This window comes from Actinomadura sp. K4S16 (assembly GCF_008327685.1).
Classification (GTDB): domain Bacteria; phylum Actinomycetota; class Actinomycetes; order Streptosporangiales; family Streptosporangiaceae; genus Spirillospora.
In genome coordinates this window covers 419,882-435,630 of the sequence record NZ_BDDE01000012.1, presented here as the reverse complement: position 1 = coordinate 435,630, position 15,749 = coordinate 419,882, and the positions used below count along the sequence as shown (strand labels likewise).

Annotated in this window: 10 protein-coding genes and 1 other RNA gene; 3 read left to right on the top strand and 8 right to left on the bottom strand. The window is 70.5% G+C overall.

The features are described 5' to 3' along the window. Nucleotides 1–167: 167 nt before the first annotated feature. The 6 genes from ssrA to ftsE all read right to left on the bottom strand — a co-directional run bounded on the left by ssrA (nucleotide 168) and on the right by ftsE (nucleotide 6,430). Nucleotides 168–540: a transfer-messenger RNA gene (gene ssrA / locus K4S16_RS13325) on the bottom strand. A 332-nt stretch (nucleotides 541–872) separates the two neighbouring features. Then, nucleotides 873–2,804, bottom strand: a complete 1,932-nt coding sequence (locus tag K4S16_RS13320; protein ID WP_235036770.1) for a penicillin-binding transpeptidase domain-containing protein — start codon at nucleotides 2,802–2,804, stop codon at nucleotides 873–875. Nucleotides 2,805–2,813: 9 nt separating this feature from the next. Next, nucleotides 2,814–3,305, bottom strand: coding sequence for an SsrA-binding protein SmpB (smpB, locus tag K4S16_RS13315; protein ID WP_149259208.1), 492 nt, complete (start codon nucleotides 3,303–3,305; stop codon nucleotides 2,814–2,816). 102 nt (nucleotides 3,306–3,407) lie between these two features. After that, nucleotides 3,408–4,586: a S41 family peptidase gene (locus K4S16_RS13310; RefSeq protein ID WP_235036769.1), complete on the bottom strand. Its 1,179-nt coding sequence runs from the start codon at nucleotides 4,584–4,586 to the stop codon at nucleotides 3,408–3,410. A 93-nt stretch (nucleotides 4,587–4,679) separates the two neighbouring features. After that, entirely contained in the window at nucleotides 4,680–5,585 is a 906-nt protein-coding gene (gene ftsX, locus K4S16_RS13305; RefSeq protein ID WP_149259207.1) for a permease-like cell division protein FtsX, read from the bottom strand. Nucleotides 5,586–5,740: 155 nt separating this feature from the next. Then, nucleotides 5,741–6,430, bottom strand: a complete 690-nt coding sequence (gene ftsE, locus K4S16_RS13300; RefSeq protein WP_021597771.1) for a cell division ATP-binding protein FtsE — start codon at nucleotides 6,428–6,430, stop codon at nucleotides 5,741–5,743. Between the two features lie 410 nt (nucleotides 6,431–6,840). Between ftsE and K4S16_RS13295 the strand changes: the two genes are divergently transcribed. Then, on the top strand, nucleotides 6,841–7,026 hold the full coding sequence (locus K4S16_RS13295; RefSeq protein WP_149259206.1) for a hypothetical protein: 186 nt from the start codon (nucleotides 6,841–6,843) through the stop codon (nucleotides 7,024–7,026). Nucleotides 7,027–7,055: 29 nt separating this feature from the next. Here the strand turns inward: K4S16_RS13295 and K4S16_RS13290 are convergent, their stop codons facing one another. Then, nucleotides 7,056–8,111 (bottom strand): hypothetical protein, encoded by a 1,056-nt coding sequence (locus K4S16_RS13290; protein ID WP_149259205.1) that lies wholly within the window; start codon nucleotides 8,109–8,111, stop codon nucleotides 7,056–7,058. Nucleotides 8,112–8,260: 149 nt separating this feature from the next. Between K4S16_RS13290 and prfB the strand changes: the two genes are divergently transcribed. Both prfB and K4S16_RS13280 read left to right on the top strand, forming a co-directional pair. Continuing rightward, complete coding sequence (gene prfB, locus K4S16_RS13285; protein ID WP_149259204.1) at nucleotides 8,261–9,370, top strand: peptide chain release factor 2; 1,110 nt, start codon at nucleotides 8,261–8,263, stop codon at nucleotides 9,368–9,370. A gap of 125 nt (nucleotides 9,371–9,495) precedes the next feature. Continuing rightward, nucleotides 9,496–10,479 carry a hypothetical protein gene (locus K4S16_RS13280; protein WP_149259203.1) on the top strand — a complete coding sequence of 328 codons (984 nt, stop codon included), beginning with the start codon at nucleotides 9,496–9,498 and terminating at the stop codon, nucleotides 10,477–10,479. Nucleotides 10,480–10,847: 368 nt separating this feature from the next. On the opposite strand, the gene K4S16_RS13275 is transcribed toward K4S16_RS13280, so the two are convergent. Beyond that, on the bottom strand, nucleotides 10,848–15,680 hold the full coding sequence (locus K4S16_RS13275) for an NAD-glutamate dehydrogenase (RefSeq protein ID WP_149259202.1): 4,833 nt from the start codon (nucleotides 15,678–15,680) through the stop codon (nucleotides 10,848–10,850). Nucleotides 15,681–15,749: the final 69 nt, after the last annotated feature.

The following is a 15,749-nucleotide window of genomic DNA, read 5'->3' as shown; positions in this document are numbered from 1 at the left end:
ACGCCCCGAACACCCACACAAGAATGTTCTTTTGCCATGGAGACGACGGCCCCAGCAGCCGCCGCGAAGGTCTCGCCCGGCGCAGAGGGGCTCCTGATGCGGGCGGAAAGCGGGCGCACATGCGAGAAGCCGCCGACCAGAACTCGTCTGGTCGGCGGCTTCTCGTGTCGTGGAGGTGGCGGGAATCGAACCCGCGTCCTTCGGTGATGAGTCAGGGCTTCTCCGGGTGCAGCCTGCTTGACGCTTTCTCAGCCCCGGCGCTCACGCAGGCGTGTCGCCGACGGGCTCAGTCGCTGTTCGCTGTCCCTACCGGTCCCGCGACCGAATCGGCAGGTGGAGTCTCCTTACGATGCCAGACCCCGGTTCGGAGACGCTACCGGGCTGACAGAGTTCGCTCCTCGCTCAGGCGGCGAGGGCGAACTCGGACTGCTTCTTGTTGGCAGTTATTGGTTTGCTGTCACAGGATTTACGAGGTCACGACAGCAACCCTCGACCCGCTTCCCCTGGCTCGAACGACCGAAGTCGAAGCCGGTCACCCCCATGTTGAGTTGTCAAAGCGTCCGTCCCGCCGACTGGCGGCGGAGCTTCCGCACGATGACGCTACAAGGATAACGCGTGCCAGGGCAAAGTGATTCCCTCCGGGCACACGTGAACCCCGGTGGACGCGAGCGGTGTCGCGTCCACCGGGGTCGACCGGCAGGGTCGGGCCGGTCCGGACGGCAGAGCCTCCCCCGAGACGAGGCTCTGGTCTCATCACGGCGACTGAGTCCCGCAACCCCCCAAGCGGTGGCTCAGTCACCCGTAAAGACGCACCCGGGGGCCGGGTTGGTTGCGCGCCGCCGGTAAAGAGCTGACAAAGTGCCTGACCGCGCCTAACCGCCCAGGAACTTCGCGACGAGCTTCGGGGTGTTGACGGCGCCCTCGACGGCGATGGCGAAGGCGCGGTCCCCGCTGGAGCCGATGAACCAGGAGACGGTCTTGGGCCGACCACCCTCGTTGTAGGTGGCGAGGGCGGCGACGCCGACGACGTCGCCGGAGACGCGGGCGCCGCGGGCGTTGCCCCGGGACGCGGTGCGGTTCAGGACCCTCTTGAGGTTCGAGATGGATTCGGACGGCGGGCTCTGGGCCTGCGGTGCCTGGGCCGTCGTGGACGGGTCCTTGAAGACGTAGGGCGGCTTCCAGGTGCCGGTGTAGGCGGCGGCGGCCACCAGGGCCATCGCCAAGGGGCTGACCTGGACGGCGCCTTCGCCGACCATGGTCGCGGCCTTTTCGCCGTCGTTCGCAGGTGCCGGGACGGAGCCGGTGAAGGCGGGGACGCCGAGGCCCCAGTTCTTGCCGATTCCGAGCTGGGACGCCTCGCGGAGGAGGGTCTGGGCGTCCACCTTGCTGCTGAGCTGCGCGAGGGTCGTCTTGCAGGACGCGGCGAAGTGGTTGGCGAAGGTGCTGTCGGGGCGGGCCCTGTTGGTGAACGTCTTGCCGCCGACGGTGACGGTGCCGGGGCAGGTGGTCTCAGTGGACTGCTTCATGCCGGCCTGGGAGAACAGCGCCAGCGCGGACACGATCCCGAACGTCAGGCCGGGCGGGTACTGGCCCTCGAACGCCAGGTTCTTGTCGCCCGTCCCGTGGTTGGCCACGGCGAGCACCTCGCCGGTGCTCGGCCGCACGACCGTCATGGAGGCCGGGTACGGCAGGCCGGCCAGCGCGTCGTCGGCATGCTTCTGGTAACCGGGGTCGAGGGTCGTCTGGACCTCCTGCGGCTCCAGGCCGGGCCAGGAGCGCAGCCGCTCGGTGGTCTTGCCGGTCTCGTCCTGCGCGACGACGCTGACGGTCGGCGTCCCGGCGAGGCGGCGCTGCTGGAGCAGCTGGATGCCGCTGACGCCGATCGTGTCGCCCGGCTGGTAGGGGGCGCCGACCTGCTGGAGCCGGTCGGCGGTGGCCGGGCCGAGGTTGCCGATCAGCTCGGGCGCGTACGCGGGCGCGATCGGCGCGCGGACGCCCTGGAACCGCAGCCCCGGAATCTGGGCGAGCCGCTGGCTCACCGCGTTGTGGTCGGGGGCCTGCAAGGTCAGCAGCGGCAGGAACGTCTGCGGCGGCGCGGACCGGACACGGCCGAGGAGGCGCTCGCCGTCCAGCCGCCGGCCGCCGTCGATCTTGGTCTCCTTGACGAGCTGGTCGATGGTCTTCCGCGGGTCGGCGAGCTGCCCCGGGAACACCCCGAACTGGTAGGCGCCGATCTCGCGCAGCGCGGTGCGGCCCGCGGTGTCGGTGATCGGGGCGCGCTTCGGCACCTCCGTCACCACGGCGAGGCGCTGCCCCTGCTTCAGCTTGGTGTTGATGATGGACGGGTCCCAGACGACCTTCCACTTGCCGCCGACGCGGCGCAGGTGCATGAGGCCGGGGTACTGCCAGGGCTGCCCGTTCTCACCCAGGTCGATCTTCACGGTGAAGCGGGCGTCGGCCTCGTCGCCCTTCTTGACGATCTGGTCGACGTCGGAGCCCTCCACCTCGGTGCCGAGGGACAGCCGCAGGGACGCGGCGTCGAGCTGCTGCCGGACGCGGCCGAGGGCGTCCTCGACCTGTTTGCGGTCGGCGCCGACCGTCCGCCCGGCCGCGGCCTCGTAGTTGCCGACCTGCCAGGCGATGAGGAAGTCGCGGACGGCGGGCATCGCGGAGGGCTCGGCCCAGCATCCGGTCGTCATCGTCCCGACCAGGGCGCCGCAGGCCGCCAGCGCGACCGAACGGCGCCGCAGCGGCGAAAGGAGCGGCGTCCGGGCCCCGGCCCGCCTCCGGCCTCGGTTCGTCATCGACACCCTTCACCGTCTCCTGAACCGGGCCGCCGCCGCCTTCTGCATCTCCCGCTCGGCTTCCCGCTTGGCGATGGCCTGGCGCTTGTCGTAGGTCTTCTTACCACGGGCCAGGCCGATCTCGACCTTGGCCTTCCCGTCCTTGAAGTACAGCGAGAGCGGGATCAGCGTCCAGCCCGGCTCCTCCGACCTCGCGATGATCTTCTGGATCTCGCGGCGGTGCAGCAGCAGCTTGCGGCGCCGGCGCGGGGCGTGGTTGGTCCAGGTCCCCTGGGTGTACTCGGGGATGTGGACGTTCTCCAGCCACACCTCGCCGTCCCGCACGTGCGCGAAGCCGTCGGCGAGGGAGGCGCGGCCGGCGCGCAGGGCCTTCACCTCGGTGCCCATGAGCACCATGCCCGCCTCCCACGTGTCGTCGATGTGGTAGTCGTAGCGGGCCCGCTTGTTCTGGGCGATGAGCTTGTGCCCGGTGTCCTTCTTGCGCCCGGTGTCCCGTGCCACGTCCTCAGTCCTTGTCCGGCGTTCGTCGTCTCAGTCCGGCATCGTCGTCTTGTCAGGCATCGTCGTCTTGTCAGGCATCGTCGTCTTGTCAGTTTGTGGCCTCTACCCGGGCATCGCCGCGTCGAGGCCGCGCAGCACCGTCCGGGCGCGCCGCTCGGCCGCCTTCGCGGGGCGGTCGGCGGAGACCTCCACGTCGGGTTCGATGCCGACCCCGTCGAGGTTACGGCCGCTCGGCGTGCGGTAGCGACCGACGGTCAGCTCGATGACCGACCCGTCGGCGAGCCGGAGGGGTTCCTGCACCGAGCCCTTCCCGTACGTACGCGATCCTACGATCACCGCGCGGTCGCGGTCGCGCAGGGAGCCCGCGACGATCTCCGCGGCGCTGGCGGTGCCCGCGTCGACGAGCACCACGAGCGGGGTCCGCGCGTCGCCCGGGGTCGTGACGGTGCGCCGCTGGACGGGCCTGCCGCGCGGCTCATAGGTCACGACCGGGCCGCCGGGCAGGAAGGCCGACGCCGTCTCGACCGCCTCGTCCACCAGCCCGCCGGGGTTGCCGCGCAGGTCGAGCAGGACGCCGCCGCCCGGCCGGCCCGCCGGTGACCGCCCGGTCACGGCCGCCCGGACCTGCCCGCCCGTGCCGCGGGTGAAGGCGCCGACGCGGATCATCCGCGCGTGCTCGGGGAGTTCGGTCACGGTGACGTCCCCTCCGGAGACCTTCGTGCGGGCGAGGTGGAACCTCCTGGTTCGACGCTCGCGCTCCACGGTGAGTTCGACCGTCTCGTCCGGACGTCCGCGCAGCGCCTCGGCCACGCGCGAGATGTCCCAGCCCGTCACGGAGGCCTGCCCGACGCGGGTGACGACGTCGCCGGCCCGGACGCCGGCGCGGGCGGCGGGGGTGCCGGGCTGGACGCTCGCCACCAGCACGCGGTCGTCGCCGTCCTCGCTGCCGAGCCACAGCCCGACGCCGCTGTAGCGGCCGGTGAGGCGCCCTTCGACGTCGTCGTACTCGCGGGCCGAGTAGTAGTGCGCCCACTTGTCGCCGAGCCCGCGCAGCATGCCCTCGATGGCGGCGCGGTCGAGCTCGCCGCGGTCGACGGGCCGCGCGGCCCGGCCGCCGATCTTCGCCGCCGCGTCGTCCAGGACGGAGCCGCCCCCGGCGACGGCCGCGTGCCGCTCGGAGCCCGAGCCGCTCACGACCCCGGCGCCGTAGGCGCAGACGAGCGCCGCCGCCATCGCGGCGCCGCGCAGCACGCCGCCCGGCCGCCTGTTCAGCGGGGACACGGGCTCGACGGGGGCGCGGAGGGGGTCATGCGGCCAAGTGTAGGGCGGCGCCGCGGCCCGGATCCGGCGGTTGCGCCGGATCCGGTCGCGGCGTCAGATCTTCAGGTATCTGCGCAGGGTCAGGAACGAGGAGACGGCGCACAGCAGGACGCCGAAGCAGATCGACACGATGATGACGAGGATCACCACGCTCCAGCCGAGCTGGCTGACGAGCTGGACGTCCCCCGCGAGTCTGTCGACCAGGAGTTTCTTACTGAAGATCAGCAGTACGGAGGCGAACAACCCGCCGATCAGCCCGGCTATCGCGCCCTCCAGGATGAAGGGCATCTGGATATAGGTGTTCGACGCGCCGACCAGCCGCATGATGCCGGTCTCCCGGCGCCGGTTGAACGCCGACAGCCGGACGGTGTTGCCGACCAGCATCACCGCGGCGATCACCTGGATCAGCGCGATCGTCAGCGCCGCGACCTGCAGGCCGTTCAGGATGCGGAAGAACCGTTTCAGGATCTCCTGCTCGTTGATCACCGAGTCGACGCCGGGCTGGTTGAGCATCGCCTGCGCGACCGCCTTGTACTCCTCCGGGTTCTTCAGCTTCACCCGGAACGAGTCGGGGATGTCGCCCTCGCGGGTGCTCTCCACGAAGCCGGGCGATCCCGCGAAGCGGTCCTTGAAGCGGGCGTAGGCCTGCTGCTTGTTCTCGTACTGGACCTGCGAGACCTGCGGCATCTTCTCCAGCTGCGCCTTGAGCGTCTGCCGCTGCTGGTCGGTGACGTCCTGCTTCTGGCAGACCGGGTTCGAGCTCGTCTTCGCGCACAGGAAGATCGACACCTCGATCTTGTCGTACCAGTAGCTCTTGGACGCGGAGACCTGCTGCCGCAGGAGCAGCCCGGTGCCGAAGAGCGCCATGGCGATGGCGACGGTGATGACGAGGGAGATCGTCATCGTCATGTTCCTGCGGAGACCGATCCAGATCTCCTGGAGAACGAACTGTACGCGCATGCCTCGCTGTCCTTGATCGCCGTTGCCGGGCCGGGAGCCGGGGCGGCCGCGGGACGCGGCGCCGGCGGCCGCCTCTCGGGCACCCTCAGGGTGTCCTACGACCCGGCGGGAATCGATGGTTCAGATTTCGCTGCGCCCGTTCCGGCGCGCATGTGTCAGTACGCCTGCCCGTACACGCCGCGCGACTGGTCGCGGACGACGCGGCCGTCCTCCAGCTCGACGACGCGCTTGCGGAACGCGTCGACGATGGCGGCGTCGTGGGTGGCCATGACGACGGTGGTGCCGGTCCGGTTGATGCGGTCCAGCACCTTCATGATGCCGATCGAGGTGGCGGGGTCGATGTTCCCGGTCGGCTCGTCGGCCAGCAGGATCATCGGGCGGTTGACGAACGCGCGCGCGATGGCAACGCGCTGCTGCTCGCCGCCGGACAGCTCGTCCGGCATCCGGTGGGCCTTGCCCTCCAGGCCGACCAGGTCGATGACCTCGGGGACGACCTTGCCGATGAACCGCCGCGGCTTGCCGATCACCTCGAGGGCGAACGCGACGTTCTCGAAGACGTTCTTGTTGGGCAGGAGGCGGAAGTCCTGGAATACGCAGCCGATCCTGCGACGCAGGTGCGGCACCTTCCAGTTGCTCAGCCTGCTCAGGTCCTTGCCCGCCACGTGCACGTGACCCTGGGAAGGACGCTCCTCCTTCAGGATGAGGCGCAGGAAGGTCGACTTCCCGGAGCCGGACGGACCCACCAGGAACAGGAACTCGCCCTTCTCGATGGCGACGTTCACATGCTGGAGGGCGGGCCGGTTCTGGCTCGGGTAGACCTTGGTGACGTTGTCGAAGTGGATCACGGCTGCATCACGGCGGTTCGCTGTAGGGGTTGGGGAGCGGGCCGGCCCGCGGCCACGGAAGAGTCCGTGGCCCCTTGCCTGCGCCGCCCGGCTTCACGGCCAGGTGGGACGCGGAGCCTTCGAGCAGTGTAGAGGGGAGAGGCGACCGCCTCGTCCCACTCGGAGCGGTACGGGCGCCCAGGGCCGGCACCGCGTCCGATCTGTGCGTGACGTCCGATCAGTGCCATGTGAACGGTCTCCCGACGTCCGGTCGTTTCATACCGGCTTTGCCCCCGGACTTGCCGGAACGACCATACAGTCCGGCTACGCTGGATGATGGCGAAAGATACCTAATAGATGGACGAACGACCAGACAGGCCGACGCTTCCCGCACGGACCGCGTGCCGTTGTCGGAGATTGGGGCCCACGACATGAGCTGCGAACATCTCATCTGTGCTCGGTGCTCGAACCCGGTGGTGGAGGGCCGCTGCCCCACCTGCCGGGAGGCCCGCTCGGAGCTTCACGACCACGGCCCGTCCGTGCCGCCCGCCGTGGTCCTGGCGATCCTCGTCGCGCTGCTGTTCGCGGCGCTCGTCCTCCAGCGCGTCTACGGCTGACGCGGTGCCCCAGGGCTTCTTGATCGGCCCTAGGGCTTCTTGATCGGCGGTGTGGCCGCCTTGGTCACCGCGCCGTCGTCGGCGAGCATGTGCGCCTTCGCCTGGGCGGCGCGCTTCTTGGCCTTCGGCGGGTCGAACGCGGCGAAGTGCAGCGTCGCCGTGGTGTCGACCTCGTTGCCCTCGACCGCCCCGTCGAGGAGGTGCTCGGCCTCCTGCGGGATCTCCGGCTTCGGGGTGCGCGGGTCCTTGGCGACCAGCGAGGTGTTGCGGAACAGCGAGTAGATGACCAGCCCGCCGCCGTGCTCGGTCCGCAGCCCGAAGTAGGGGAACGGCGTCGCCGTGTAGACGACCGTGTAGGTGATGTCGTCCTTCTTGGCCTTCTTCCTGGCGCGCTTGGCGTCCTGGTAGAAGCCGGTGGTGACGGGGTTGGACTTCATCACCTTCGCGGCGACGCTGCGCGGCCCCTCGGCGGCGATCGTCGCCTGGATCCCGCCGACGTCGCGGGGGCGGATCAGCAGGGACGCGTCGCCCGCGCTGAGGGCCGTCGCGTAGCCGGCGGCGTCGATCGCCACCTTCGGCTCCTTGGCCTTCTCCTGCAGGACGGTCGCGACCGTGAGCTTCCAGTGGTCGGACGGCCCGCGCAGGATGAAGCCCATCAGCACCCTGCGCTTGCTCTTGGGCCGGTCCATGACGGAGCGGTCGACCGACACCACGAACCACTGCGGGTAGGCGGCGTCCTTCAGCTTCGGCACGTACAGCCTGGGCTTGCCGTAGCCGAAGCGCGGCACCGGGTCGCCGTCGTAGGCGGCCTTGCGGAACTCGGCCGCGGTGAGCTGGGACTGTCCGTCGGACGTCCACGTCAGCGCGAGGCGCTCGTCGCCGGCGGCCCTGGCCACGTCCTCGTCGGTGACGTAGGAGCGGAACGCCTGCTCCGCGACCTGCGGGGTCAGCGCCACCGGCGCGGGCGGGGACGTCTTCGGCATGGTGACGGTGGGCCGCGCCTCCGTCTTGCCCTCGGCGCAGCCCGCGGCGGTGAGCAGGGCGAGCAGCACCCCGGCCGCGACCACCCGCAGGAAGCTGTGCAAAGACCCGTCCCCCGGACCGAGATTCCAGGGCCGACCGCCCTCGGCCGACCTCCTCGGCCCGTGATTCTGCCATCCGCATGATATTGGAGGGACGTCCGGTCGTCCGCCATGGGGCGATAAGCATGCCGGGACGGCGATAAGCTCGGACCGTGGCAGGCATCGAACCCGAAGAGCAGCTCAAGGAGCTCGGCTCGACCCTGTCCAGCATCGAGCAGGTGCTGGACCTCGACGGCATGCGCCGCGACATCGCGGAGCTGCGCGAGCAGTCGGCCGACCCCGACCTGTGGAGCGACCAGGAGCGCGCCCAGTCGGTGACGCGCCGCCTGTCGTACCTGGAGAGCGAGCTGAACCGCGTCGAGGGCCTGCGGCAGCGGCTCGACGACACCGCCACGCTGTACGAGATGGCCCGGGAGATGGACGACGCCGACACGCGCACGGAGGCCGACGAGGAGCTGGCCGCCCTGAACAAGGCCGTCCAGCAGCTCGAAGTGCGCACCCTCATGTCGGGCGAGTACGACGCCCGCGAGGCGCTGGTCACCATCAACGCGCAGGCCGGCGGGGTGGACGCGGCCGACTGGGCCGAGCAGCTCCAGCGGATGTACCTGCGCTGGGCCGAGCGGCACGGCTACCCGACGGAGGTCTACGAGACGTCCTACGCCGAAGAGGCCGGGATCAAGTCGACCACGTTCACCGTGAAGGCCCCCTACGCCTACGGGACGCTGCGCGGCGAGCACGGCACCCACCGGCTCGTCCGGATCTCCCCCTTCGACAACCAGGGCCGGCGGCAGACGTCGTTCGCGGGCCTGGACGTCGTCCCCGTGGTGGAGCAGAGCGACCACGTCGACATCGACGAGACCGAGCTGCGGATCGACGTGTACCGGTCGTCGGGGCCCGGCGGCCAGGGCGTCAACACCACCGACTCGGCCGTGCGGATCACCCACATCCCCACCGGCATCGTCGTCTCCTGCCAGAACGAGCGAAGCCAGCTGCAGAACAAGGCCACGGCCATGAACGTCCTGCAGGCCAAGCTGCTGGAGCGCAAGCGCCACGAGGAGGCGGAGAAGCTCTCCGAGCTGCGCGGCGAGGGCACCACGAGCTGGGGCACGCAGATCCGCAACTACGTCCTGCACCCGTACCAGATCGTGAAGGACCTGCGCACCGGCGTCGAGGTCGGCAACCCCACCGCGGTCCTGGACGGCGACATCGACGAGTTCATCGAGGCCGAGATCCGCTGGCTGCGCCAGCAGGAGATCGCCTGACCCCAGGCCCGCCCCGCGAGCGGCGGCACCTTTTTCGGCCGACTTTCGTGTTCATAGAGTGACTGTGCGGTCACTCTGCGAGGATGCCGGGTGGTTCGATCAATGTCGCCATTCGGGGGGGCCTCATGGCCGCACGCACTTTCGTCTCCATGCTCATACCCGGCCTGCTGGCCGCCGCCGTGAGCACCGGCTGCTCCGGCAGCACCTCCTCCTCCGCGGCCCCGGGGAAGCCGCAGGGGGCGCCCGCGCTCACCAAGGAGCAGGCGCAGCAGGTCCTCGCGTCCTTCACCGCCGGGATGAACAGGGCGGGGCACAGGTTCAGCGGCCGGACGCTGCGCACGGTCGAGGCCGACCCGCAGCTCTCCATGGACGTCGCCGCGCTCAAGCTCCGGCGCGCCGTCCGGCAGCGTCCGCCGAAGGTGGCCTTCACCCGCCCGACGTTCTACATCCCGCGGCTGACCGGCTACCCGCACTGGTTCGCGGCCGACGCCGTCACCGGGCAGGGCAAGCGGGCGCTGCGCCACGCGCTGCTGTTCACCCAGGCCGGGCAGGGCGCGCCGTGGCTGCTGACCGCCGACCCCTACCCGTCCGAACTCGCCCTCGGCCGCATCGCGCTCGACCCGCAGGGGTACGCCACCCCGGTGGCCCCTGACGTCAAGGACCTCGCCGTCCAGCCCGCGAAGCTCGCCCAGGCGCACGCCGCGCTCCTCACGGACGGGCCCGGCGCCCCCGGGGCGGCCCTCCTTGCGGAAGGGGCGAGGACCACCGAGACCTACAAGGCCCTCAAGGAGGGCGAGAAGAGCCTCGCCGCACGCGGGGTCACGCTCTCGTCCCGCTTCTCCCCCGCGCAGTACAAGGTCTACGGGCTGCGCACCAAGGACCGCGGAGCCGTCGTCTGGTACGTCCTGAAGCAGAACGAGGCGTACTCGGCGGCCCGGCGGGGCCGCATGACCGTCAGCGGAGACCTCGTCGGCCTCGCCCCGCCCGCCAGCGCCCGGACGCGCCTGGACACGATCGTCCTCGTGCAGTACCTGGCCAGCGTTCCGCCCAAGGGCCGCGCCACGATCAGCGGCATGTACCGCAAGGCCGTCACCGCCCAGGGCTCCTGAACTCCGTCGGGTGCCGGCCCGGCCCGCCCCTCCTGACCGCTGCGGCGGAACCGGTCCGGCATCCGACGGTACTTATTGCTTTTTTCTCCTCCTTCGGGCCTTGGCGGCCCTCCATCGTCGATAAAAGCGGGCGATCGCTGGCATCGCTTCGTCTCGCCTTGCGGCTCGCTGCGCGATCAGGTTCTCGCAGGCTCGAACCTGCCTTCGGACGCGATCGCGGCCCTTGAGGTCGCCGGGTGGTTGCGGCGGGGGCTGGGGTCAGCGCGTCCGGGTGGTCTTCTCAGGCGAGCCGGTTGCGGTGGCTTGGTCTGCTGGGCTCGCCGCCGCGTGGTCCGGGTGGCCGGGCCACGCGGCGGTTCGCCCCTAGGTCACTCCGAGGGGAGAGAACTGGAGGTGACGAGGGTGCGGATGGCGCCTAGGGCCACTGAGAGGGTCGCGAGGTCGAAGCTGTCGCTCTCCCAGATCTCGCTGAGGGTCTGCTGGGCGCGCTGGACGGCGGGCCTGTTCTTCTCCGCCCAGTGGATCATCCGCTCCTCGGGGTTGCCGCCCGGCTTGCTGGTGATGAGGACGTCCCGGGTGAGGGCGGAGTGCGCGGCGTACAGGTCGTCGCGGAGGGCGGAGCGGGCCATCGAGCGCCACTTGTCGTCGCGCGGCAGGGCGATGATGCGCTCGCGCAGGCGGGACAACTGGAGCCGGTCCGCGAGGTCGAAGTAGATCTCGGCGACCTCCTCCACCGGACGTCCCGTGTCGTGCGCGATGCCGACCACGTCGAAGGTGGAGTAGGCGGGGACGAACGTGGCGCACTGCTCGGCCAGCTCGTCCGGGACGCCCAGCTCGGCGAAGCCGTCGCGGCGCTGCTCGAACGCGGCGAGGTCGAGCCCGACCAGGAGCTTCGACAGGTGCGCGCTCAGGGTGGCCGCGCCGCCGGTGAAGAAGTCGATCGTCTCCTGGATGTCGAACGGGGGCCGCCGGTTGTGCAGCAGCCAGCGGGCGCCGCGCTCGGTCAGCTTGCGCGCCTCCAGCAGCATCGCGATCTGCGTCGACTCCTCGACCTGGTGCGACAGGTTCTCGACCGACTTCCAGAAGCGCGGCATCTGGAACACGTCGCGGGCGACGAGGTAGGCGCGGGCGATGTCGGAGGAGGACGCGCCCGTCTCCTCGTTCATCCGGAACACGAACGTGGAGCCGCTCGCGTTGACCACGTCGTTCACCACGGCGGTGGTGATGATCTCGCGGCGCAGCGGGTGCCGGTCCATGAAGGGCCGGAACCGCTCGCGCAGCGGCGTCGGGAAGTAGTCGACCAGCCACGACTCCAGGTAGGGGTCGTCGGCGAGGTCGGAGGCGACGAGGTCGGCGTCCAGCGCGAGCTTGGCGTAGGCGACCAGCACCGAGAACTCGGGGCTGGTCAGGCCGTGCCCGGAGTGGCGCCGCTCGGCGAGGGCCTTGTCGTCGGGCAGGGCCTCCAGGCGCCGTTTGAGGCGGCCGTCGCGCTCCAGCTTGCGCATGTACCGGGCGTGGACGTGCAGCATCGCGGACGCCTGCGCGCGGGACGCGGCGAGCACCACGTTCTGCGCGTAGTTGTCGCGCAGGACGAGCCGCCCCACCTCGTCGGTCATCTCGTACAGCAGGCCGTCGCGCTGCTTGCCCTCCAACTCCCCGTCCCGCACCGCCTGGTCGAGCAGGATCTTGATGTTGACCTCGTGGTCGGAGGTGTCGACGCCCGCGGAGTTGTCGATGAAGTCGGTGTTGATCAGGCCGCCGCCGCGGGCGAACTCGATCCGGCCGAGCTGCGTGACGCCGAGGTTGCCTCCCTCGCCGACGACCTTGCAGTGCAGTTCGGCGCCGTCCACGCGGACGGGGTCGTTGGCCTTGTCGCCGACATCGGCGTTGCTCTCCAGCGACGACTTGACGTAGGTGCCGATCCCGCCGTTCCACAGCAGGTCGACCGGCGCCCGCAGGATGGCCCGGATCAGCTCGAAGGGCGGCAGGGTCTTCACCCCGTCGCCGAGCCCGAGCGCCGCCCGCACCTGCGGGGTGATCTGGATCGACTTCACGCTGCGGGGGTACACGCCGCCGCCCTTGGAGATCAGCGAGGTGTCGTAGTCGCCCCAGCTGCTGCGCGGCAGCTCGAACAGCCGGCGCCGCTCGGCGAACGAGGCGGCGGCGTCCGGGTCGGGGTCGAGGAAGATGTGCCGGTGGTCGAACGCGGCGACGAGCCGGATGTGCTCCGAAAGCAGCATCCCGTTCCCGAACACGTCCCCGGACATGTCGCCGATGCCGACGACGGTGAAGTCCTCGTTCTGGATGTCCTTGCCGAGGGCCCGGAAGTGGTACTTCACCGACTCCCAGGCGCCGCGGGCGGTGATGCCCATGCCCTTGTGGTCGTAGCCGACCGAGCCGCCGGAGGCGAACGCGTCGCCGAGCCAGTAGCCGTACTCGGCGGCGACGCCGTTGGCGATGTCGGAGAACGTCGCGGTGCCCTTGTCGGCGGCGACGACCATGTAGGTGTCGTCGCCGTCGTGGCGGACCACGTTCGGCGGCGGCACGACCTTGCCGTCGACGAGGTTGTCGGTCAGGTCGAGCAGGCCGGAGATGAAGTCCTTGTAGCAGGCGATGCCGGCCTTCTGCCACGCCTCCCGGTCGACGGACGGGTCGGGCAGCTGCTTGCCGACGAAGCCGCCCTTCGCGCCCGCCGGGACGATGACGGTGTTCTTCACCGCCTGCGCCTTGGCCAGGCCGAGGATCTCGGTGCGGAAGTCCTCGCGCCGGTCCGACCAGCGCAGCCCGCCGCGGGCGACCGACCCGAACCGCAGGTGCACGCCCTCGACCTTCGGCGAGTACACGAAGATCTCGTACATGGGGCGGGGCTGCGGCAGGTCCGGGATGCCCTCCGGGTCGAACTTCATCGCCAGGTACGGCTTGTTCTGGTAGTGGTTCGTGCGCAGGGTCGCCTGGACGAGCGCCAGGTAGGCGCGCAGGATGCGGTCCTCGTCGAGGCTCGCGACGTCGTCCAGCTTGCCGCGGACCTCCTCGGTGATGCCGGCGCTGCGCTCCTCCTCGCCGCCCCGCAGCGAGGGGTCGAGCCGGCTCTCCCACAGCCGGATGATCAGCCGGGTGATCGAGGCGTTGCGCAGCAGCACCTGCTCGATGTAGCGCTTGGAGAACGTGGTGCCCGCCTGCCGCAGGTACAGGGCGTAGGCGCGCAGGATCATCGCCTGCCACCAGGTCAGCCCGACGTGCAGGACGAGCGCGTTGAAGCCGTCGTTCTCGATGCCGCCGCGCCACAGCATCGTGAAGGCGTCCTGGAACAGGTCCTTGACGGCCTCCGCCGGGACGTCCGCGGGCGGCACGTACCGCAGCCCGAGGTCGTAGATCCAGAACCGGCGGCCGTCGGAGGGGTTGATCTCGTACGGCCGCTCGTCGATCACCTCGACGCCCATGTTCTGCAGCAGCGGCAGCACCCGCGACAGCGAGATCGGCTCGCCCAGCCGGTAGATCTTCAGCCGCCGCTCGCCGGGCCCGGCGCCTTCCGGCGCGTACAGGTCGATCGAGGTGTCGGTGCTCTCGTCGAGCGCGGCGAGGCGGCGCAGGTCGGCGACGGCGGTACGGGCCGGGAAGTCGGCCTTGTAGCCCTCGGGGAACGCCTCCCCGAAGGTGCGGCCGAGCGTTCCGGAACGTTCCTCCCCGGACTGCTCGGCGATCGCGTCGGCGAGGTCGTCCTCCCACGAGCGGGTGGCCTGGGCGAGCCGCTCCTCCAGCTCCGCGACGTCGACGTCCGGCAGCGGGCGGCCGCGCTCGCCGCGGACCACGACGTGCAGCCGGGCCAGGATCGACTCGGTGACGTTCGCGCTGTAGTCGACGCTGACACCGTCGAACGCCTCCCTGAGCAGGTCCTGGATGCGCAGCCGGACCTTGGTGGTGTAGCGGTCGCGCGGCAGGTAGACCATGCAGGACATGAAGCGGCCGTACAGGTCCTTGCGCAGGAACAGCTTCAGCTGGCGGCGCTCGCGCAGCCGCAGCACGCCGAGGGAGATCTTCAGCAGGTCGTCGACCGAGATCTGGAAGAGCTCGTCGCGCGGGTAGCTCTCCAGTATCTCGATGAGGTCCTGGCCGTCGTAGCTGTCGGGGGCGAACCCGGCGCGCTCCAGCACCTCGTCGAGCTTGGGCCGCAGCACGGGGACGTGCGCGATCGACTCGCTGTAGGCGACGTGGCTGAACAGCCCGAGGAACCGGCGCTCCCCGATCACCTCGCCGGACTCGTCGAACTTCTTCACCCCGATGTAGTCCAGGTACAGGGGGCGGTGGACGGTGGAGCGGGAGTTCGCCTTGGTGAGGACGAGCAGGCGCTTCTCCGTCGCCTTCTCGCGGACCTCCGGCGGCAGCGCGGCGAAGCTGTCGGACTCGCGCTTGTCGTTGCGCAGGATCCCGAGGCCGGTGCCCGGCTCGGGGCGCAGCGCCGTCCCGTCGCCGGTGAGCGTGTAGTCGCGGTACCCGAGGAACGTGAAGTGGCCGTCGGCCAGCCAGTCGAGCAGCTCGACGCCTTCGGCGAGCTCCTTGGCCGGCAGCGGCGGCGGCACCTCCTGGACCGCGGTCGCGACCTCGTGGGCGCGGGCGCGCATCTTGGGCTCGTCCTCGACGGCGACCCGGACGTCCTGCAGGACGCGGATCAGGTCCTTCTCCAGCGTGTCCAGGACGACCTGGTCGGTGGTGCGGTCGACCTCGATGTGCATCCACGACTCGTCGACGTCGGCGTCGCTGTCGTGGTTGCCGCGGAAGGCCCTGAGGTGGCCCGCGACGTCGCGGTCCACGCCCAGCAGCGGGTGGACGATCATGTAGGTCGCCAGGTGGTGGCGGGTCAGCTCCATCGTGACCGAGTCGACGAGGAACGGCATGTCGTCGGTGACGACCTGGACGACGGTGCGGCCCGGGTCCCAGCCGTCCTCCTGGAGCGTCGGCGTGAAGACGCGCACCTTCGCGCGCCCCTGCGGCCGCTCCTCGCCGAGCGCGCGGTGCGCCATCGCGGGCCCGCAGATGTCGGCCGGATCCCGCTCCAGCAGGTCCTCGCGGGCGACCTGGCGGTAGTAGAGGCGGAGGAAGGCGAAGGCCTCCTCCACGTCCCCGCGCGCCTCCGGACGCCTCGCGCACGTCTCGGCGGCCCGCCGGAGCAGGTCGTCCTTCGCTTGATCGAGCATGCCGCTCATCGACAATCTCCCCTTGAGACCCATCGCCACCTCGTTGTGGCGCCGCTCACTGCACGAGCGTAGCCAGGA